The sequence below is a fragment of the Streptomyces sp. NPDC054794 genome, assembly GCF_053611585.1.
The window spans coordinates 70,048-89,059 of record NZ_JBSHAQ010000036.1 but is presented as its reverse complement, the minus strand read 5'-3'; the positions used below and the strand labels follow the sequence as shown (position 1 = coordinate 89,059).

Genomic DNA, 19,012 nt, shown 5'->3' with positions numbered 1-19,012 from the left:
GAGAAAGGAGAGCCCTCGCTCGAACCGCCGCGTCGAAGGGACCCTGATCGTGCAACGTCGAGCTGTACCGGCCGTATGCGCCGCGGCCGCGCTCCTGCTGGCAGCAGGCTGCTCCTCCGGCGGCGGCGGAGCCCCGTTCGGTGCGGGGAGTACGGCGTCGAGGGGTACGGCGTCCACGGCGTCCCCCTCCGCGCGGGCGACCGAGGAGACCGCGCCCGCCAAGGGCTCGGTGAAGGTGTTGCGCACGGTCGCCAAGGGTCTGAAGACCCCGTGGGGCCTCGCGCCCCTCCCCGAGGGCGACCTGCTCGTCTCCTCCCGCAACGACGGGACGATCACCCGGATCGACGCGAAGACGGGCAAGCGGACGGAGCTGGGCACGGTCTCCGGTGTGTCCGCGGCCGGCGAGGGCGGCCTCCTGGGCATCGCGCTCTCCCCCGACTTCGCCTCGGACCACATGATCTACGCGTACTTCACCTCGGCCTCGGACAACCGCGTCGTCCGCATGCTGTACGACGAGCAGCGGCCGCCCGGCGAGCAACTGGGCGCGCCCGACACGATCTTCAGGGGCATCCCCAAGGGCTACATCCACAACGGCGGCCGTATCGCCTTCGGCCCGGACAACATGCTCTACGCGGGGACGGGCGAGAGCGGGCAGCGGGGGCTGGCGCAGGACAAGAAGTCCCTGGGCGGCAAGATCCTGCGGATGACACCGGAGGGCGAGCCGGCGCCGGGCAATCCCTTCCCCGGCTCCCCCGTGTACTCCTACGGCCACCGCAATGTGCAGGGCCTCGCCTGGGACGACAGACAGCGCCTGTTCGCCTCGGAGTTCGGCCAGGACACCTGGGACGAACTGAACGCGATCAAGCCCGGCGGCAACTACGGCTGGCCGGACGCCGAGGGCAGGTCGGACAACCCCGCGTACCAGAACCCGATCGCCCAGTGGCACACCGACGACGCCTCCCCCAGCGGCATCGCGTATGTCCACGGCGTCATCTGGATGGCCGGCCTCAAGGGTCAGCGCCTGTGGCGCATCCCCCTCCAGGGCACGCGGGCCTCGGCGGCCCCGCAGGCCTTCCTCACCGGCACCTACGGCCGCCTGCGCACGGTGGGCGCGGCGGGCGGCGACAAGGTGTGGCTGGTCACCAGCAACACCGACGGCCGGGGGACACCGAAGAAGGGCGACGACCGGATCCTGGAGCTGGAAGTGAGGTGAGGGGCGACCCCGCCCGGCGTCACGATCCGTGCACTCCCGTCCGTTGTCTCGCCCCGAGCGCGTCGCCCGTCCCGGCCGGAAACAGGCCCAGGCGGTGTGCGACGGCCGCCGCCTCCACTCTCCCGGCGACGCCGAGCTTGCCCAGGATGTTCGAGACGTGGACGCTCGCGGTCTTCGGGGAGATGAAGAGCTCCTCGGCTATCTGGCGGTTGGTGCGGCCGACGGAGACCAGGCGCAGGACGTCGCGCTCCCGGCTGGTGAGGCCGAGGGCGGCCACGGGGTCGGCCGGCGTCTGCCGCGGGGCGCAGGTCAGGGCGAGCCGGGCCCGCTGGGCGAGGAGCGCGACGGAGTCGGCCAGCGGGCGGGCGCCCAACTGGTCGGCGACGGCCCCGGCCAGACGGAGCAGCTCCGTGGCGCGGTCGCGTTCGTCGTCCCCGCCGCCGGACAGCAGGGCCTGGGCGAGGCGGTGGCGGACGCGGGCGAGGTCGTAGGGGCGTTCCAGGGACTCGTAGGCGGTGACCACCTCCGACCAGGTGTCCGGGGTGTCCTCGCCGTCGGCGCGGCGGAGTTCGGCGCGGACCCAGGTGTCGTGGGCGAGCCAGACGGGCGCGCCGGTGGTGAGCCTCTTGGCCGCGCCGCGGATGCGGTCGAGGGCGTCGGCGCTGCCCGCCCGCGCGGCGGGCAGGGTGCGGGCGTCGGCCTCCGCGGTGGCGGCGGCCAGCAGCAGGGGCCAGGCATAGCGGTGCGTGCCGGGCGGGAAGCCGGCCTCCAGGGCGCGGTCGAACTCGGCGCGGACGTCGAGCAGGCGGCCCTGAGCCGCGGCGAGGCCGACGGCGATGCGGGCCAGCGGCAGCCACTGCTGGGGCATCGGGTCGTGGGTGCCGAAGTAGCCGCGGGCAGCGGCCAGTTGGCGGGCCGATTCGGCCAGGTCGCCGCGGCCCAGGGCCAGGTGGGCCAGGCACAGGGCGGCCGTGCCGAGGGGCTTGGTGCTCGGTCCGCGCCGTGCGGCGGTGGCCGCGGCCCCGACGGCCTCCTCCCAGCGGCCGAGGGAGTACAGCGACTCGGAGAGGTTGGCCCAGGTCCAGGCCTCGGAGCCCAGCAGACCGAACTTCCGGGTGAACCGGGCTCCTTCTTCGAGGATGGGGGCGGCCTCCCGGGAGCGGCCGACGGATTCGAGCTCGGAGGGGAGGTTCACATAGGCGCGCCCGGCGACGTAGGTGTAGCCCTCCTGGATGGCCTGCTCCTTGACCCGGTACATGTCGGCGAGGCCCGCCTCGACGTCGCCGGCGTCGACCCGGAGGCCGCCCAGGGTGACACGCGCGTTCAGTTCGATCTCGCGGGCGTCCACCATGCGCGCGTACCGCACGGCGCGTTCCGCGGCGGCGAGGGCCTCGGGGCCCGGCTCGTGCAGCATGGACCAGTTGGCGACGCTGCCCAGCACCTCGGCGTGCACCTCGGAGGGCGGCAGGCCGCGCACCAGTTCCTGGGCGGTGGCCAGTTCGCGCCATCCGTCGCCGCGCCCCAGGGACTGGACCAGGCTGGAGCGCTGGGTCCAGAACCAGGCGGCGCGCAACTGGTCGCCCTCGTCCTCCAGCAGGCGCAGCGCCCGCTTGGTGATCTTCAGAGCGCGTTCGCGTTCCCCGCACAGCCGGCCGGCGAAGGCGGCCTCCGCCAGCAGGTCGAGGAAGCGCAGCGGGGTGGTGGCCGGGTCGCAGCCGCAGGGCGGATAGACCTCGGCGTAGTCGATGGGGCGCAGGGCGGCGCGGACGTCCTCGGGGGCGGTGTCCCACAGCTCCATCGCGCGTTCCAGGAGCCCCAGTTGCTCGCTGTAGGCGTGGCGGCGGCGGGCGGCGACCGAGGCGTTCAGGACGGCGGGCAGGGCCTTGGCTGGGTCGTGGGCGTGGTACCAGTAGCTGGCCAGGCGCATGTCGCCCTCGTCGGCGGGGACGAGCGTCGGGTCGTCCTCCAGCGCTTCGGCGTAGCGCCGGTTGAGGCGGGAGCGTTCGCCGGGCAGCAGGTCGTCGGCGACGGCCTCGCGGACCAGGGAGTGCCGGAAGCGGTAGCCGTCGCCGCCGGGCGCGGCGATGAGGATGTTGGCGTTCACGGCGGCGCGCAGCGCCTCGATGAGGTCGTCCTCGGCGAGCCGGGCGACGGCGGCGAGCAGCCGGTACTCGACGGTGGAGCCGCCCTCGGCGACGATCCGGGCGACCCGCTGGGCGGTCTCGGGCAGCGTCTCCACCCGGACCAGGAGCAGGTCGCGCAGGGAGTCCGAGAGGCCGGCGCAGCAGCCCTCGCAGGCGGCGACGGCGAGTTCCTCGACGAAGAAGGCGTTGCCGTCGGAGCGTTCGAAGATCTCGTCGACCTGGGCGGGGTCGGGCTCGGCGGCGAGGATGCCGGCGATCTGGCGGCCGACCTCCTCGCGGGTGAAGCGGGCGAGTTCGAGGCGGTGGACGGTACGCAGCCGGTCGAGTTCGGCGAGCAGGGGGCGCAGCGGGTGGCGGCGGTGGATGTCGTCGGAGCGGTAGGTGGCGAGGACGACGAGGCGGCCGGTGCGCAGGGTGCGCAGCAGGTAGGAGAGGAGGTGGCGGGTGGAGGCGTCGGCCCAGTGCAGGTCCTCCAGGGCGACGAGCACGGTGCGGTCGGCGGCGACGCCTTCCAGCAGGCGGGCGGTGAGCTCGAAGAGGCGGGCCATGCCCTCCTCGTCGTGCCGGCGCGGGGGCCGGGCGGGCGCGGTCTCGCCCAGCTCGGGCAGCAGCCGGGCCAGTTCCTCCTCCTGACCGGCGGCCGCGGCGGCGAACTCGTCGGGCAGGGCGCGGCGCAGGGCGCGCAGCGCGGTGGAGAACGGGGCGAACGGCAGCCCGTCGGCGCCGATCTCCACACAGCCGCCGAGCGCCACGACGGCGCCCTGGCGGCAGGCGGCGGTGGCAAACTCCTCGACGAGGCGGGTCTTGCCGACCCCCGCCTCGCCGCCGACCACCAAGGCCTGCGGCTCGCCCGCTGCGGCGCGGGCGAGCGCGGCGTTCAACGTGTCCAACTCGTCGGTACGACCGACGAACACCGGACTGACGGACCTGGTCTCCACAGGTGTGAGCATGGCACGGGGGTCCGACGGCACGGCATCGGTTTTCCACAGCACCGGTGTGCTTGTCGCACCGGGTGCCATGACCGGCCGTGCGGTGCTCACGCGGTGCGGGCGGCTCGGTGCCGGCGGGAGCGGTCGGTATGGGCCTCGGTGGCCGCGGCCCGGCGGGCCTCCTCCTCCCGGCGTGCGGCGCGGCGGCCGCGTACGGCCTCGCGGGCGAGGCGTTCCTGCTCGGCCTGGCGGCGCAGCTCGGCGGAGCGGAACTGGTGGAGTGCGTACTCGAACATGGTGTCCCCTGAGGGTTGAGAGTGGGTTTCTGGCTTCGCTTTTCGCGATGCCTCAACCTTCGTCTCCCAGGGGGGTGCGCCACATCGGGAGAGTTCCGCATCTTCGGCCGGGCGCGGGGCGCCGGATGCGCGTAAGGGGCCTTAGGGCGCCCGTAAGGTGCTTACGGATGCCCTAAGACCCCTGGTGGACTGCGGGGATTCAGCTCGTGGACGGCAGTCCGAGGAGCGCGTCGGAGTACTTGAGGACGGCCAGGAGCAGGCCGATGACGCCGAGCGCGACACCCGCCCAGGCGACCGACTTGATCCAGGGGGCCTGGGACCTGCCGGGGGCGCCGAACGCGGGCCGGGCCAGCACGACCACGCCGGTGATCAGCGCGGCCAGCGCGAACAGGCCGGCCCACAGCGCGGTGGTGTGCCAGGCGTCGCCGTACACCTCCTTGATCTGCTGGGAGACGCCCGCGTTCGACGCGGTCCGCAGCTGGCCGACGAGTGTCTCGCGCGCCGAGGCGACGGTGCCGATCCAGCCACCGTTCAGCGAGACGAGGCCGAGCGCGGCGGAGACGACGGCGGCGGCGCCCTGTCCGACGCCAACGGGGCGCTCCGCCTCCTCGGCGGCCTCGCCGTCGCCGGCCGTGTCGGCCCCGGAGGTGGCGTCGGACTCGGTCTCCTCGGCCACGTCGGCCCCGGCCTCGGTCACCGCCCCGGCCCGCTCGTCGGCCTTGGCCACGTCGCTCGTGTCGGTGGCGTCCACGGCCGCCGCCTCGTCATTCGCCCCGGCGCCGGTCCCGGCCCCGTCAACAGTCTTGGTTCCCATGCCCCGCACCGTACGGACGCTGTCTGAGAAGTCCCTTAATGATCGTCGCGCGCGTGGCGCGCACGGCCCGCACGCCACTCGGGGGCCAGTACCGCCCACACCTCGATGTCGTGCCGGACGCCCCGGTGGAGGCGGCTCTCCCGGAGCACGCCCTCCCGCGTCATCCCCAGCCGCCGGGCCACGTTGAGGCTCGGCTGATTGCCGGATGCCGCCCACCACTCCACGCGGTGGATGCCGCGCTCGTCGACCGCCCAGTCGATGAGCACGGTGATCGCACGCGTGATCAGACCCTTGCCGGCCGCCGCGGGCTCCAGCCAGCAGCCGACCTCGCAGGTGCCCTGGGCCGCGTCGAACGTCCGGAACAGGACCCCGCCGACCAGTTTCCCGTCCAGCCAGATGCCGTGCAGGCTGCCGGAGTCGGCGGCGCACTTGTCGGCGTACCTGAGCAGCAGGGCCCGCGCGGACTCGACATCGGTCTCCCCCGCCCCGAAGGCGATGAACTGCCCGATGAACTCCCGGCCGCGGTCCAGGTGCGCCAGGAGCTCCTCGGCGTGCCGGGGCTCCAGGGGCCGCAGTTCCGCGCCGTCGTCACCCAGGGAAATCGCGTACATCCTGCCGTTGCTCCTTCTCCAGTTCCTGTACGACCCGGGTGAGCCTCTCATGCGCGGCGCGGCACTCGGGCGGTTCGATGCTGATCCGCGGCATGCGGCGGTCCAGCCAGCCCGGCAGCCACCAGTTGGCTCCGCCCAGCAGATGCATCAGCGCGGGCACGAGCAGGGTGCGCAGGACGAAGGCGTCCAGGGCGACGGCGGAGGCCAGCGCGATGCCGAACATGGCGATCACGCGGTCGCCGCTGAGCACGAAGGCGAGGAAGACCGAGATCATGATGACCGCGGCGGAGTTGATCACCCGGCTGGTCTCGGCGAGGCCGATACGGACGGCGCGCCGGTTGTCGCCGGTCTCCAGCCACTCCTCGTACATCCGGCTGACCAGGAACACCTGGTAGTCCATGGAGAGTCCGAACAGGACCGACACCATGATCACGGGGAGGAACGGCTCGATCGGGCCCGCGCGGCCGAGGCCGAGCAGTTCGCTGCCCCAGCCCCACTGGAAGACGGCGACGACGATGCCGAAGGCGGCGGCGACGGCGGCGATGTTCATCGCGGCGGCCTTGAGCGGGATGCCGAGCGACCGGAAGGCGACCAGGAGCAGCAGGCAGCCGAGCCCGATGACGACGCCGACGAACAGCGGCAGCTTGCCGACGATCACGTCGGCGAAGTCGTCGTAGCTCGCCGTCACTCCGCCGACGTGGACGTCGAGCGAGGTGCCCGTCTCCGCGCGCGGGAGGACCTCCGTGCGCAGCCGGTCGACGAGCTCGCTGGTCTGCCGCGACTGCGGCGCGAAGGCGGGGACGACGGTGAGGTACGCGGTGTCGCCGGCGGTGTCGTAGCGCGCCGACGTCACCGAGGTGACGCCCTCGGTGGCGCGCAGGGTCGTGTCGAGGTTGTCGAGGGCCAGCTTGTCGTCGGCGCCGTCCACACGGGTCACCAGTGTCAGCGGGCCGTTCACGCCGGGGCCGAAGCCCTCGGCGAGGAGGTCGTACGCCTGCCGAGTGGTCGACGTCCGGGGGTCGTTGCCCTGGTCGGAGGTGCCGAGGTGGAGGGAGAGCGTGGGCAGGGCGAGCAGGGCGACGACGGCCACGGCGACGGCGCCGAGCGGCTTGGGGTGGCGTTCGACGAACGCGGACCAGCGGGCGGCCAGACCGGTCGGCAGCTCGGGCTGCGGTCCGTGCTCGGCCAGCCTGCGCCGTTCGCGGCGGCTGAGGGCGCGCGGCCCGATGTAGGACAGCAGGGCGGGCAGCAGCGTCACGGAGGCCGCGACGGTGAGGACGACCGTGAGCGAGGCCGCGACGGCGACGCCGCCCAGGAAGCCGAGGCGCAGGATCAGCATCCCCAGCAGGGCGATGCACACGGTGGCGCCCGCGAACACGACCGCGCGTCCGGTGGTGGCGACGGCGGTGGTCACGGCCTCGGTGACGGTGAGGCCGCGCTTCAGTCCGCGCCGGTGCCGGGTGACGATGAACAGCGCGTAGTCGATGCCGACGCCGAGCCCGATGAGCAGGCCGAGCATGGGCGCGAAGTCGGCGACGGTCATGGCGTGGCCGAGCAGCCCGATCGCGGCGTACGCGGTGCCGACGCTCAGCAGCGCGGTGACGATCGGCAGCAGCGAGGCGGCGAGCGAGCCGAAGGCGAGGAACAGCACGACGGCGGCGACGACCACGCCGACCAGCTCGGCCACGTGCCCGCTCGGCGACTCGGTGAGGCCGATGGCGCTGCCGCCGAGCTCCACGTCGAATGTGTCGCTCCGTGCGGACTCGGCGGCGCGGACGACGCGCCGCGCCTCGGACTTGTCGATGTCCTCGGCCGGTTCGTCGAAGGTGACGGTGGCGTACGCCGTACGGCCGTCCTCGCTGATCCGGTCGCGGCCGTGTGCCGTGTAGGGACTCGTCACGGACGCCACGCCGGGCAGGTCGGCGATCTCTTCGAGGGTCTGTCTCATCGTCCGCTTGACGTCGGCGGCGCGGACGGTGCCGTGGGTGGTGTGCCAGACGACGGTGTCGGTGTCGCCGCCGAGTCCCGGGAAGCCCTCGTTCAGCAGGCGGGTGGCGCGGCCCGATTCGGTGCCGGGGGCCTCGTAGTCGTTCGAGTACGCGGAGCCCGTGACGGCGGCGGCAGCGGTGGCCCCGCCGAAGGCGAGGAGCCACAGCAGGACGGCGACCAGGCGGTGCCGGACACACCAATGCGCGAGGGCTGCCACGGACGTGCTCCCAGGATGACGATTTGTGGATCTTTGTTCGGGAACATCCGTCCATGAACTGAACAACCCGCAAAGAACGCATGAGGATTCGGGGGACACTCTTGCAGGCAAAAGTGATCGTCTACCGCGTTCGTGGGGTTCTTCGACAGAGTGGGAGACACGTCACAGGACAGTTGAGTGAACTCTGTCGTCCCGGCGGGTACTTCAGTCGAACTGGTCCCCGAGCGCCATGATCATCGTCCCCGCGACGAGGAGCCACAGGGCCCGGCGGGTACGGCCCCGGGCGCCCAGCACCGCGGCCAGCGCGCACACTCCGGCTCCGACGGCGTAGGCGGCCGGTACGACGACCGGTTTCGAGCCCGTGAGGCGCAGCAGCGCGGCGGCGAGGCCCGCGAGCGTCAGCAGGACACCGGTGCCGGTCGCCACCCAGCGCGCCCGGCGGGCGTCCTCGGCGTGGTCCGCCACGTCGTCGACGTCGTCCATGTCCCCGGTGTCATCCATGTCGTCCACCTCGGCCGTTTCGGCCACCTCGGCTATGCCGGGTCGTACGTCGGAATCCGTGCGTCCACTCATGGCGGGCGAGCGTAGTACGTGTGGATGAATGCGTCGGACGCACCCAGGGGGATGCGCCGCGTACGACGCATCCCCCTGGGGCCGGTGACAGAGCGGGCTCAGCCTTCGCCGACGCCCAGCCTCTCCAGGATGAGCTCCTTGACGCGAGCCGCGTCGGCCTGGCCGCGGGTGGCCTTCATGACCGCGCCGACCAGGGCGCCGGCCGCCGCCACCTTGCCGCCGCGGATCTTGTCGGCGATGCCCGGGTTGCCGGCGATGGCCTCGTCGACGGCCGTGCCGAGGGCCGAGTCGTCGGAGACGACCTTGAGACCGCGCTTGTCGACGACCTCGTCCGGGGTGCCCTCGCCCGCGAGAACACCCTCGATGACCTGGCGGGCCAGCTTGTCGTTCAGGTCACCGGAGTTCACCAGCTCGGTGACCCGGGCGACCTGCTCCGGCGTGATCGCCAGCTCGTCCAGCGCCTTGCCGGACTCGTTGGCGCTGCGCGCCAGTTCGCCCATCCACCACTTGCGGGCGGAGGCCGCGTCGGCACCGGCGTCGATCGTGGCGACGATCGGGTCCAACGCGCCGGCGTTGAGGATCGCCTGCATGTCGGTGGCCGAGATGCCCCACTCCGCGAGCAGGCGGGTGCGGCGGGCCAGCGGCATCTCCGGCAGCGCGGCGCGGATCTCCTCGACCCACTCGCGGGACGGGGCCACCGGGACGAGGTCGGGCTCCGGGAAGTACCGGTAGTCCTCGGCCTCCTCCTTCACGCGGCCCGAGGTCGTCGACCCGGTGTCCTCGTGGAAGTGGCGGGTCTCCTGGATGATCGTGCCGCCCGACGAGAGCACCGCGGCGTGCCGCATGATCTCGAAGCGGGCCGCGCGCTCCACGGAACGCAGCGAGTTGACGTTCTTCGTCTCGGAGCGCGTGCCGAACTTGTCGGCGTCCTTGCGCATCAGCGACAGGTTGACGTCGCAGCGCATCTGGCCCATCTCCATGCGGGCCTCGGAGACACCGAGGGCCCGGATGAGCTCGCGCAGCTCACGGACGTACGCCTTCGCCACCTCGGGCGCGCGGTCGCCCGCGCCCACGATCGGCTTGGTGACGATCTCGATGAGCGGGATGCCGGCGCGGTTGTAGTCCAGCAGCGAGTGCTGCGCGCCGTGGATTCGGCCGGTGGCGCCGCCGATGTGCGTCGACTTGCCGGTGTCCTCCTCCATGTGGGCGCGCTCGATCTCCACGCGGAAGGTCTCGCCGTCCTCCAGCTGCACGTCGAGGTAGCCATTGAAGGCGATCGGCTCGTCGTACTGGGAGGTCTGGAAGTTCTTCGGCATGTCCGGATAGAAGTAGTTCTTCCGGGCGAAGCGGCACCACTCGGCGATCTCGCAGTGGAGCGCGAGACCGATCTTGATCGCGGACTCGACGCCGGTCGCGTTGACGACCGGGAGCGCGCCGGGCAGGCCGAGGCAGGTCGGGCAGGTCTGCGAGTTGGGCTCGGCGCCCAGCTCGGTCGAACACCCGCAGAACATCTTGGTCTTGGTGCCGAGTTCGACATGGACCTCAAGGCCCATGACGGGGTCGTACGACGCGAGCGCGTCCTCGTACGACACCAGGTCGGTCGTGGTGGTCACGGTGAAACTTCCCTCTCAGCCCAGCAGGACGTCGTCGTCGCCCAGCCGCTTCAGCTCGCGGTAGAGGATGGCGAGGCCGGTGACGATCGCGACGGCCGACACGGTGGCGTCGATCAGACGCAGCGTGTCGTGCTCGGCACGCGCCTTCTTGATCTGCTTGCAGACACCGACCGCGCCGAACGCGGTGGTACCCATGGACAGGTACGTGCCGGACTTCGACTTCTTGAAGCCCTTGGCCTTCGACAGTGCATTGCTCACAGCGACGGAGCCTCCTCGAGCAGCGGGTGACCCCACTTTTCCACGAACGCGGCCTCGACAGCAGCGCCGACCTTGTAGAGGCGGTCGTCCTTCAGCGCCGGCGCGATGATCTGCAGGCCGACCGGGAGGTTGTCCTCCGGGGCGAGACCGCAGGGCAGGGACATGGCCGCGTTGCCCGCCAGGTTGGTCGGGATGGTGCACAGGTCGGCCAGGTACATCGCCATCGGGTCGTCGGCACGCTCGCCGATCGCGAAGGCCGTGGTCGGCGTCGTCGGGGAGACGATGACGTCCACCTGCTCGAAGGCCTTCTCGAAGTCCCGCGTGATGAGCGTGCGGACCTTCTGGGCGGAGCCGTAGTACGCGTCGTAGTAGCCGGAGCTGAGCGCGTACGTGCCGAGCATGATGCGCCGCTTGACCTCGGGACCGAAGCCCGCCTCACGGGTGAGCGAGGTGACCTCCTCGGCCGAGTGGCTGCCGTCGTCGCCGGTCCGCAGGCCGTAGCGCAGGCCGTCGAAGCGGGCGAGGTTGGAGGAGCACTCGGACGGGGCGATCAGGTAGTACGCCGACAGCGCCAGGTCGAAGGACGGGCAGTCCAGCTCGACGATCTCGGCGCCCAGCTCCTTGAGCAGCTCGACCGACTCGTCGAAGCGCTGGATGACGCCGGCCTGGTAGCCCTCGCCGCGGAACTGCTTGACGACGCCGACGCGCATGCCCTGGACGCTGCCGTTGCGGGCGGCCTCGACGACCGGCGGGACCGGGGCGTCGATGGACGTGGAGTCGAGCGGGTCGTGTCCGGCGATGACCTCGTGCAGGAGCGCCGCGTCCAGGACCGTACGGGCGCAGGGCCCGCCCTGGTCGAGAGAGGACGAGAAGGCGACCATGCCGAAGCGGGAGACCGCGCCGTAGGTCGGCTTCACGCCGACCGTGCCCGTGACGGACGCCGGCTGGCGGATGGAGCCGCCGGTGTCGGTGCCGATGGCGAGCGGGGCCTGGAAGGAGGCGAGGGCGGCGCTGGAGCCGCCGCCGGAGCCGCCGGGGATCTTGGTGAGGTCCCAGGGGTTTCCGGTCGGCCCGAAGGCGCTGTTCTCCGTCGAGGACCCCATGGCGAACTCGTCCATGTTGGTCTTGCCGAGGATGACCACGTCGGCGGCCTTCAGCCGCTTGGTGAGCGTCGCGTCGTACGGCGGGATCCAGCCTTCGAGGATCTTCGAACCGACGGTCGTCGGAACGCCCTCGGTGGTGAAGATGTCCTTGAGCGCGAGGGGAACGCCGGCCAGCGGGCCGAGCTTCTCCCCCTTCGCCCGCTTCTCGTCGACGGCCCGGGCCTGCGCCAGGGCGCCCTCGCGGTCGACGTGCAGGAAGGCGTGCACCTTCTCGTCGACGGCCTCGATCCGGGCGAGGTGGGCCTCGGTGACCTGGACGGCCGTGAGCTCGCCGGAAGCGATCTTCTCGGCGGTCTCGGCGGCCGTGAGCTTGATGATGTTGACGTTGTCCGTCATGGGATCAGTCCTCCCCCAGGATCTGCGGCACCTTGAAACGCTGCTGCTCCTGGGCCGGGGCGCCGGAGAGCGCCTGCTCGGGGGTGAGCGAGGGACGGACCTCGTCCGGCCGCATGACGTTCGTCAGCGGCAGCGGGTGAGAGGTCGGCGGTACGTCTTGGTCGGCGACCTCGCTGACGCGGGCGACCGCGCCGATGATGTCGTCCAGCTGGCCGGCGAAGTGATCGAGTTCTTCGGGCTTCAGCTCCAGACGCGCCAGCCGGGCGAGGTGGGCGACCTCCTCGCGCGTGATGCCAGGCATGCAGCGATCCTCTGGGGTGAGAGTTTGCGGTTTGGGCTGGGGCTAGTCGTCCCCGGCAACGCGGCGAGCGTGCGTGCCAGGCGTCGCGCGCCAGACGGGAAGGGGACGACTGGCCCCAATCCTATGGGGCGGGGCCCGGTGACCGTTAAACGGTTTGCCGGGTCCCGCCCCATGGTCGCCCCATGACCGCCCCGCGGGCGCCTGGTGGGGTCAGTGGCGACCTTCCCAGGCCGCGCTCTTGAGGAAGTGGTTGTCGTACAGGTCCTGTACTTCGAGGAGGCTCTCCGGGGTGAGTTCGCCGAGGCGGATGCGCTGGAGGTGGCGGAAGTACTCGAAGCGCTCGACGCCCGGGGTGATGACGATGAGGAGATCCGCGGTGGCCCCGGGGGCGGCGGCGAAGGCGTGCGGCCGGCCGGGCGGGACGACGATCAGGTCGCCGCGTTCGGCGGTGACGACGTCGTCGCCGGAGAGGACCTCGGCGGCCCCGTCGAGCAGGTAGAACATCTCGGCGGAGTTGTTGTGCACGTGCGGGAAGGCCCCGTCGGCGCCCTCCGCGAGGGTGACCCGCACGGTGGACAGCGCACCGCCGGTGGCGCTGCTGTCGGCCAGCAGCTTCACACCGACCGGGTCGCCGCCGATGACCTCGGCAGCGGCGTCACGGACGATCACCGATTCATCGAACTTCGGAACGAACAGCGACATTCCTGAACCCCCTGGTACCCCTGGTTGCGATTCGGACGTGATCAGACGGCGAAGAGCAGTGCGGCACTGATGAGAACAACGACGGCCGTGGCGAAATGGATCCCGAAGGCCACGGCCCGGGCGCCGCCGTTGCGCAGCACGATCAGGGTGTCGAAGAGCGGCACGATCGCGACGGCCACCATGAACCACGCCTCGGCACGGGCACCGACGAAGGCCAGCAGAACCAGGCCCATCACGCCGGAGGCGCCGTCCCTGAGGCCCTTGATCGTGAGATAGGCGCCGGCGTCCCCCTCGGGCCTGGCCGGGACGCCGTAACCGGTGGCGGCGGCAGCGGGCTGGAACAGGAAGCGGGCCCCTATGAACAGGACGAGCAGGTCGAGCAGGACGGCGAGCGTGTACGCGGTGACAGTCATGCCGGATCTCCTTGCTAGCAGCGCTAGGGATATGAGCAAAGCTAGCAGAGCGTGGACAAGAATGCTAGCGGCGCTAGAATCGGGAGCATGTCGATTCAAAAGCGCCGGGAGCGCGAGCGGGCAGAGCGCGAGAAGCTGATCGTCACGGCCGCGCGGGACCTTGCGGAGGCCGAGGGCTGGGACGCGGTGACCACACGACGGCTGGCCGCCGAGATCGAGTACAGCCAGCCCGTCCTGTACAGCCATTTCAAGGGCAAGGACGCGATCATGGCGGCGGTCGCGGTGGAGGGATTCACGGAGCTGGCCGTGGAACTGCGGGCGGCGCGGGCCAAGGCCGAGGGTGCGCGCGAGGCGCTGGCGGCGGTCGGCGAGGCGTACACGGACTTCGCCCGGCGCCGGCCCGCCCTGTACGACGCGATGTTCACTCACACCGTGGACCTGCCGTTCGCCACGCCGGAGGCTCCGGCGGCGCTGCACGAGGCGTTCGGCGAACTGCTGCGGGCCGTGGAGCCGATCGTGACGGAGGGCGACGACCCCGGCCTTCTCACGGAGACCTACTGGGCGGGCCTGCACGGCCTCATCACCCTGATGCGCAGCGGCCGCCTCCCCGAGGAGGCCCACACCGCCCGTCTGACCCTCCTGACGGCCCACTTCACGGCATGTGCGACCTGAACCCACACGGACCGCGGCCGCGAACACCCCTACGACACACAGGTCGGCGGGTGGGAAAGTCCCGTCACTCCCCCGCCGGCAGGGCGGCCCGCGGACGCTGCCATCCCCGCGACCCCCGTGCCCGCAGCCACGCCGTCGTCTCGTCCGGCGGCATCGCCGCGGCGACCAGCCACCCCTGCACGGCGTCGCACCCGAGATCCCGCAACCGCTCCCACGTCTCGTCGTCCTCGACCCCCTCCGCGACGACGAGCAGCCCGAGCGAATGGGCGAGGTCGACGGTGCAGCGCACGATCTCCGCGTCCTCGGTGTCCACGGCCAGCCGCGCCACGAACGACCGGTCGATCTTCAGCTCGCTGACCGGCAGCCGGCGCAGATGCACCAGCGAGGAGTACCCGGTACCGAAGTCGTCGAGGGACATCTTCACGCCGTGCCCGGTCAGCCCGGCGAGCGTGTCGGCGGCGCGCTGCGGGTCCTCCAGCAGCACGTGCTCGGTTATCTCCAGTTGCAACGCCCCGGCCGGGACCCCGTGCCGGGCCAACCGCGCGGCCACCGATCCGGCGAACCCCGGCGTGTGGACGTCACGGGGGGAGACATTGACCGCGACCGGCACCGTGAGCCCCTGCGCGCGCCAGCGCGCGACCTGTGCGAGGGCCGTCTCCAGCACGTACTCGGTGAGATGGGGCATCAGCCCCGAGGACTCGGCGATCGCTATGAACTCGTCCGGCGGCACCTTCCCGCGCTCGGGATGCACCCAGCGCACCAGGGCCTCGAGGCCGGCGACCTGTCCGTCGAAGCGGACCTTGGGCTGGTAGTGCAGCTGGACCTCGTGCGCGTCCAGGGCGCGGCGCAGATCGCCCAGCAGCCCGAGCCGGTCCGGTGTGTTGGAGTCCCGCTTGGACTCGTAGACCTCGACGCCCGTGCGGTCCCGCTTCGCCTGGTACATCGCGACGTCCGCCCGGCGCAGCAACCCCTCGGCGTCCAGGGCGTGGTCGGGGAAGACGGCGACACCCGCGCTGGCCTCCAGCACGAGCGTGAGCCCGTCGAGGTCCAGCGGCGAGCTGAGCGCGGCCACCAGACTGCGGGCGACACGGGTCGCCGACGTCGTGGAGTCGGCGACGGGCAGTAACACGGCGAACTCGTCGCCACCGAGCCGCGCGGCCTCCGCCCCGCGCGGCAGGGCCAGCCGCAGCCGGTCGGCTATCTGCAGCAGCAGCCGGTCACCGGCGAGATGGCCGAGAGTGTCATTGACCGAACGGAAACGGTCGAGGTCGATCAGCATGAGCGCGGCCCGTGCGCCGATGCGTTCGGCGTCGTCGAGGGCCGTCCAGATCCGCTCCAGCAGCCACTGCCGGTTGGGCAACCCGGTCAGCGGGTCGCGCAGTTGCTCCTCCGCCCGGGCTCTGGCGATCCACAGGGTGGAGTCGAGGGCGATGAGCGGGATGGCGAACAGCGGGAGCAGCACCGGCTGGGCGTCGGCGACCACGCAGACCAGCGGGGCTATGCCGAGCAGCGCGACCGCGACCAGGCCCTGTCTGACCAGGGCGGTGCGGGCGACGGTGGGCAGGCCGCCGGGCGGGGCGTGCAGGTACCAGAGCAGGACGCGGGTGACCGCGAGATAGGCGGCCGCGACCAGGACGACCTGCGGGACGGTGCTGACGCTCCAGCGGTCGGGGCTCCAGGGCGCCTCGACGCTCGGTACGCGGCCGAAGGCGCCGAGCACCAGGGCGCCGGCGCCGATGCCGAGGATGTCCACCGCGCCGTGCAGCACGCCCTGGCGCCAGCGGTTGCGGCGGGCTATGCCGACCAGCACGACGACGGTGAGGCTGACCATTCCGGCGGGCACCCAGCCGTACAGCAGCAGGACGGCGAGGGTGAGCGCGGCGCCGGAGCCGGTGCCGCCCCACCAGCGGGAGCGGCCGAGCATCACGAGGTGGCCGACGATGATGCCGGTCAGCACGGCCAGCGACCAGCCGACCGAGCCGGAGGGGAAGAGCGCGTGGTGGCCGGTGAACGCGCGCAGGAAGCCGGCGCCCAGGGCGAATCCGGCGGCCGCGACGACGACGGCCGGCAGCGCGGGCCAGGACAGCTGCCGTTCGGGTTCGGCGCCCGGCAGCGCGGGGGCGGGCTCGATGGCCAGCGGTACGGGGGTCAGGGCGTCCGGTGCGGTGCGGGGGCCGGCGGGGCGCGGCTGGGGCTGCGGGCGCTGCACGGTCCGCGCCACCCACCGACTCCCCCGCCACGCGCATGCCCGGCGGCGCAGACGCAGCCGTGAGTTTGGGGCGGCGCTCTCGGTCGGTTCCATTCCCGTCCCTCTCACAGCCGGCGGTGCCCACGCCACGCGGTCCGATGCCCGACGACCCTCAACGGCTCCGCGTTGGAAAACCCTTCCCCGCACTCCGCGCGAGCACGGGGATGCCCCGACCGCAGCTGGGCACGGCAGGCGCACATCTCAACAGTAGGCCGCAGAAGGCATTCACGGGCAGCGGTCGTCGACGGTTGCCCGAATGCGCCCCGACCACCCGTATGCATCTGATATGCGCCGATCGGGTGGCCTTCAACCGCTACTCCTCGGCCGAAAGCGCGACTTCGGCCGCCGCTTCCGGCCCCTGTTCCAACAGGACACCGAAGCCGTCCTCGTCCAGAACAGGCACTTTGAGCTGCATTGCCTTGTCGTACTTTGATCCCGGGTTGTCACCCACAACGACGAAAGATGTCTTTTTCGACACCGAGCCGGTCACTTTCGCTCCGCGACCCTGCAGTGCCTCCTTGGCGCCATCGCGGGTGAAGTGCTCCAGAGTTCCGGTGACGACGACAGTAAGCCCTTCCAGTGGACGGGGTCCTTCGTCCTCCGCGGACGCCTCGTCCTCCAGGGGAACTCCGGCGGCCTTCCACTTGCGGACGATCTCGCGGTGCCAGTCCTCGGCGAACCACTCCTTGAGGGCGGCGGCGATGATGCCCCCCACGCCGTCGGCGCTCGCCAACTCCTGCTCGGTCGCCTGTTCGATACGGTCGATGGAGCGGAACTCGCGGGCCAGGGCCTGCGCCGCCACCGGACCCACGTGCCGGATGGAGAGGCCGTTGAGGAAGCGGGCCAGCGGGCGCCCCTTGGCCGCCTCGATGTTCTCCAGCAGGGCCAGGGTGTTCTTCTTCGGCTCGCCCTTCTGGTTGGCGAAGACCGTGGCGATCTTCGCCTCTCCCGTGACGGGGTCCCGCTTGGGCAGGCCGCTGTCCGGGTCGCGGACGTACGCCTTGATGGGCAGCAGCTTGTCCACCGTCAGGTCGAACAGGTCGCCCTCGTCGACCAGCGGCGGTTCGGCCGGTTCCAGCGGGCGGGTGAGCGCCGCGGCCGCCACGTCGCCGAAGTGCTCGATGTCCAGGGCTTCGCGGCCCGCGAGGTAGGACACGCGCTCGCGCAACTGGGCCGGGCAGGTGCGGGCGTTGGGGCAGCGGAGGTCGATGTCGCCCTCCTTCATGGGCCGCAGCGCCGTCCCGCACTCGGGGCACTCGGCCGGCATCACGAACGCGCGCTCGCTGCCGTCGCGCAGATCGACCACCGGACCGAGGATCTCCGGGATGACGTCACCGGCCTTGCGGATCACCACGGTGTCGCCGATGAGCACGCCCTTGGCCTTGACCACCTCCTGGTTGTGCAGCGTGGCGAACTCGACCTCGCTGCCCGCGACATGGACCGGCTCGACCTGGGCGTACGGCGTGACGCGGCCGGTGCGGCCGACGCCCACCTTGATGTCGATCAGCTTGGTGTTGACCTCCTCCGGCGCGTACTTGTACGCGATGGCCCAGCGCGGCGCGCGCGCCGTGGAGCCGAGGCGGCCCTGGAGGCGGATCTCGTCGAGCTTGACGACCACGCCGTCGATCTCGTGCTCCACGGAATGGCGGTGCTCGCCGTAGTACGCGATGAACTCCCGTACGCCGTCGAGGTCGTCGACCACCCGGTTGTGCGGGGAGGTGGGCAGGCCCCAGGTCCCCAGCAGGTCGTAGGCCTGGGAGAGACGGGTGAGGCCCGCGTAGCCCTCCAGGGCGCCGATGCCGTGGACGACCATGTGCAGCGGGCGGGTGGCGGTGACCCGCGGGTCCTTCTGGCGCAGCGAACCGGCCGCCGCGTTGCGCGGGTTGGCGAACGGCTTGTCGCCGGCCGCCACCAGGCGCTCGTTGAGCTCCGCGAACTTCTCCATCGGGAAGTAGACCTCGCCGCGGATCTCCACGAGGTCGGGGACGTGGTCGCCGTGCAGCCGGTCCGGGATCTCCGCGATCGTGCGGACGTTGGGCGTGATGTCCTCACCGGCGCGGCCGTCGCCGCGGGTGGCCGCGCGCGTGAGACGGCCGTGCTCGTAGGTGAGGTTGACCGCGAGGCCGTCGACCTTCAGCTCGCACAGGAAGTGGTACTCCTGGTCGCCGAGCTCACGGGCGATGCGGTCGGCCCAGGCGGCGAGGTCGTCGTCGTTGAAGGTGTTGTCCAGGGACAGCATCCGTTCGCGGTGCTCGACCGAGGTGAACTCCGTCTGGTACGCCCCGGCGACCTTCTGGGTCGGCGAGTCGGGCGTGCGCAGCTCGGGGTACTCCTCCTCCAGCGCCTCCAGCGAACGCAGGAGCCGGTCGAACTCCGCGTCGCTGACGACGGGAGCGTCCTTCACGTAGTACCGGAAGCGATGCTCCTCGATCTGCTCGGCGAGCCGCGCGTGCTGCTCCCGTGCCTCGGCGGGCACCGCTGTCTCCGCTTGCTGCTTGTCGCCGGCCACCGTGTGGTCCT

At 71.8% G+C, this 19,012-nt stretch carries 16 protein-coding genes; 2 read left to right on the top strand and 14 right to left on the bottom strand.

Features of this window, described 5'->3' with window-relative positions:
- The first annotated feature begins 49 nt into the window (after positions 1-49).
- Positions 50-1,213 (top strand): PQQ-dependent sugar dehydrogenase, encoded by a 1,164-nt coding sequence (locus tag ACWGKT_RS31975; RefSeq protein ID WP_453276415.1) that lies wholly within the window; start codon positions 50-52, stop codon positions 1,211-1,213.
- Positions 1,214-1,232: 19 nt separating this feature from the next.
- Here ACWGKT_RS31975 and ACWGKT_RS31970 read toward each other — a convergent pair whose 3' ends face one another.
- The 12 genes from ACWGKT_RS31970 to ACWGKT_RS31915 form a co-directional block, all read right to left on the bottom strand.
- The gene (locus tag ACWGKT_RS31970) at positions 1,233-4,307 is read right to left on the bottom strand and encodes a helix-turn-helix transcriptional regulator (RefSeq protein WP_453276414.1); all 3,075 of its coding nucleotides are present in this window, start codon (positions 4,305-4,307) and stop codon (positions 1,233-1,235) included.
- An 86-nt stretch (positions 4,308-4,393) separates the two neighbouring features.
- Positions 4,394-4,582, bottom strand: a complete 189-nt coding sequence (locus ACWGKT_RS31965) for a hypothetical protein (protein ID WP_235456576.1) — start codon at positions 4,580-4,582, stop codon at positions 4,394-4,396.
- Positions 4,583-4,781: 199 nt separating this feature from the next.
- Positions 4,782-5,396 carry a hypothetical protein gene (locus ACWGKT_RS31960; protein ID WP_453276413.1) on the bottom strand — a complete coding sequence of 205 codons (615 nt, stop codon included), beginning with the start codon at positions 5,394-5,396 and terminating at the stop codon, positions 4,782-4,784.
- 35 nt (positions 5,397-5,431) lie between these two features.
- Positions 5,432-6,007, bottom strand: coding sequence for a GNAT family N-acetyltransferase (locus tag ACWGKT_RS31955; RefSeq protein WP_453276412.1), 576 nt, complete (start codon positions 6,005-6,007; stop codon positions 5,432-5,434).
- Positions 5,985-8,213, bottom strand: coding sequence for an MMPL family transporter (locus ACWGKT_RS31950; protein WP_453276411.1), 2,229 nt, complete (start codon positions 8,211-8,213; stop codon positions 5,985-5,987). The genes ACWGKT_RS31955 and ACWGKT_RS31950 overlap by 23 nt, the downstream gene beginning before the upstream one ends.
- Before the next feature lie 204 nt (positions 8,214-8,417).
- A complete protein-coding gene (locus tag ACWGKT_RS31945) occupies positions 8,418-8,786 on the bottom strand; it encodes a hypothetical protein (protein WP_453276410.1) in 369 nt (122 codons plus the stop codon).
- Positions 8,787-8,884: 98 nt separating this feature from the next.
- Positions 8,885-10,399 carry an Asp-tRNA(Asn)/Glu-tRNA(Gln) amidotransferase subunit GatB gene (gene gatB / locus ACWGKT_RS31940; RefSeq protein ID WP_235456569.1) on the bottom strand — a complete coding sequence of 505 codons (1,515 nt, stop codon included), beginning with the start codon at positions 10,397-10,399 and terminating at the stop codon, positions 8,885-8,887.
- Positions 10,400-10,414: 15 nt separating this feature from the next.
- On the bottom strand, positions 10,415-10,657 hold the full coding sequence (locus tag ACWGKT_RS31935) for a hypothetical protein (RefSeq protein ID WP_356149153.1): 243 nt from the start codon (positions 10,655-10,657) through the stop codon (positions 10,415-10,417).
- Entirely contained in the window at positions 10,654-12,156 is a 1,503-nt protein-coding gene (gene gatA / locus ACWGKT_RS31930; RefSeq protein WP_235456565.1) for an Asp-tRNA(Asn)/Glu-tRNA(Gln) amidotransferase subunit GatA, read from the bottom strand. Before gatA ends, ACWGKT_RS31935 begins: the two co-directional genes overlap by 4 nt.
- 4 nt (positions 12,157-12,160) lie before the next feature.
- The gene (gatC, locus tag ACWGKT_RS31925) at positions 12,161-12,457 is read right to left on the bottom strand and encodes an Asp-tRNA(Asn)/Glu-tRNA(Gln) amidotransferase subunit GatC (RefSeq protein WP_031117542.1); all 297 of its coding nucleotides are present in this window, start codon (positions 12,455-12,457) and stop codon (positions 12,161-12,163) included.
- Positions 12,458-12,667: 210 nt separating this feature from the next.
- Entirely contained in the window at positions 12,668-13,159 is a 492-nt protein-coding gene (locus tag ACWGKT_RS31920; RefSeq protein ID WP_235456564.1) for a cupin domain-containing protein, read from the bottom strand.
- Positions 13,160-13,200: 41 nt separating this feature from the next.
- Positions 13,201-13,572 carry a DUF4267 domain-containing protein gene (locus tag ACWGKT_RS31915; protein WP_453276409.1) on the bottom strand — a complete coding sequence of 124 codons (372 nt, stop codon included), beginning with the start codon at positions 13,570-13,572 and terminating at the stop codon, positions 13,201-13,203.
- 87 nt (positions 13,573-13,659) lie between these two features.
- On the opposite strand from ACWGKT_RS31915, the gene ACWGKT_RS31910 reads away from it, so the two are divergent.
- A complete protein-coding gene (locus ACWGKT_RS31910) occupies positions 13,660-14,244 on the top strand; it encodes a TetR/AcrR family transcriptional regulator (RefSeq protein ID WP_453276408.1) in 585 nt (194 codons plus the stop codon).
- A gap of 64 nt (positions 14,245-14,308) precedes the next feature.
- Here the strand turns inward: ACWGKT_RS31910 and ACWGKT_RS31905 are convergent, their stop codons facing one another.
- Positions 14,309-16,546: a putative bifunctional diguanylate cyclase/phosphodiesterase gene (locus tag ACWGKT_RS31905; RefSeq protein WP_356149163.1), complete on the bottom strand. Its 2,238-nt coding sequence runs from the start codon at positions 16,544-16,546 to the stop codon at positions 14,309-14,311.
- A 259-nt stretch (positions 16,547-16,805) separates the two neighbouring features.
- Complete coding sequence (ligA, locus tag ACWGKT_RS31900; RefSeq protein WP_453276407.1) at positions 16,806-19,001, bottom strand: NAD-dependent DNA ligase LigA; 2,196 nt, start codon at positions 18,999-19,001, stop codon at positions 16,806-16,808.
- Positions 19,002-19,012: the final 11 nt, after the last annotated feature.

Coding starts and splice junctions, on each gene's coding strand:
- ACWGKT_RS31945 (WP_453276410.1), bottom strand. CDS start 8,786: ATGAGTGGACGCACGGATTCCGACGTACGACCCGGCATAGCCGAGGTG.
- ACWGKT_RS31915 (WP_453276409.1), bottom strand. CDS start 13,572: ATGACTGTCACCGCGTACACGCTCGCCGTCCTGCTCGACCTGCTCGTC.
- gatA (WP_235456565.1), bottom strand. CDS start 12,156: ATGACGGACAACGTCAACATCATCAAGCTCACGGCCGCCGAGACCGCC.
- ACWGKT_RS31965 (WP_235456576.1), bottom strand. CDS start 4,582: ATGTTCGAGTACGCACTCCACCAGTTCCGCTCCGCCGAGCTGCGCCGC.
- ACWGKT_RS31970 (WP_453276414.1), bottom strand. CDS start 4,307: ATGCTCACACCTGTGGAGACCAGGTCCGTCAGTCCGGTGTTCGTCGGT.
- ACWGKT_RS31955 (WP_453276412.1), bottom strand. CDS start 6,007: ATGTACGCGATTTCCCTGGGTGACGACGGCGCGGAACTGCGGCCCCTG.
- ACWGKT_RS31905 (WP_356149163.1), bottom strand. CDS start 16,546: ATGGAACCGACCGAGAGCGCCGCCCCAAACTCACGGCTGCGTCTGCGC.
- ACWGKT_RS31910 (WP_453276408.1), top strand. CDS start 13,660: ATGTCGATTCAAAAGCGCCGGGAGCGCGAGCGGGCAGAGCGCGAGAAG.
- ACWGKT_RS31960 (WP_453276413.1), bottom strand. CDS start 5,396: ATGGGAACCAAGACTGTTGACGGGGCCGGGACCGGCGCCGGGGCGAAT.
- gatC (WP_031117542.1), bottom strand. CDS start 12,457: ATGCCTGGCATCACGCGCGAGGAGGTCGCCCACCTCGCCCGGCTGGCG.
- ACWGKT_RS31920 (WP_235456564.1), bottom strand. CDS start 13,159: ATGTCGCTGTTCGTTCCGAAGTTCGATGAATCGGTGATCGTCCGTGAC.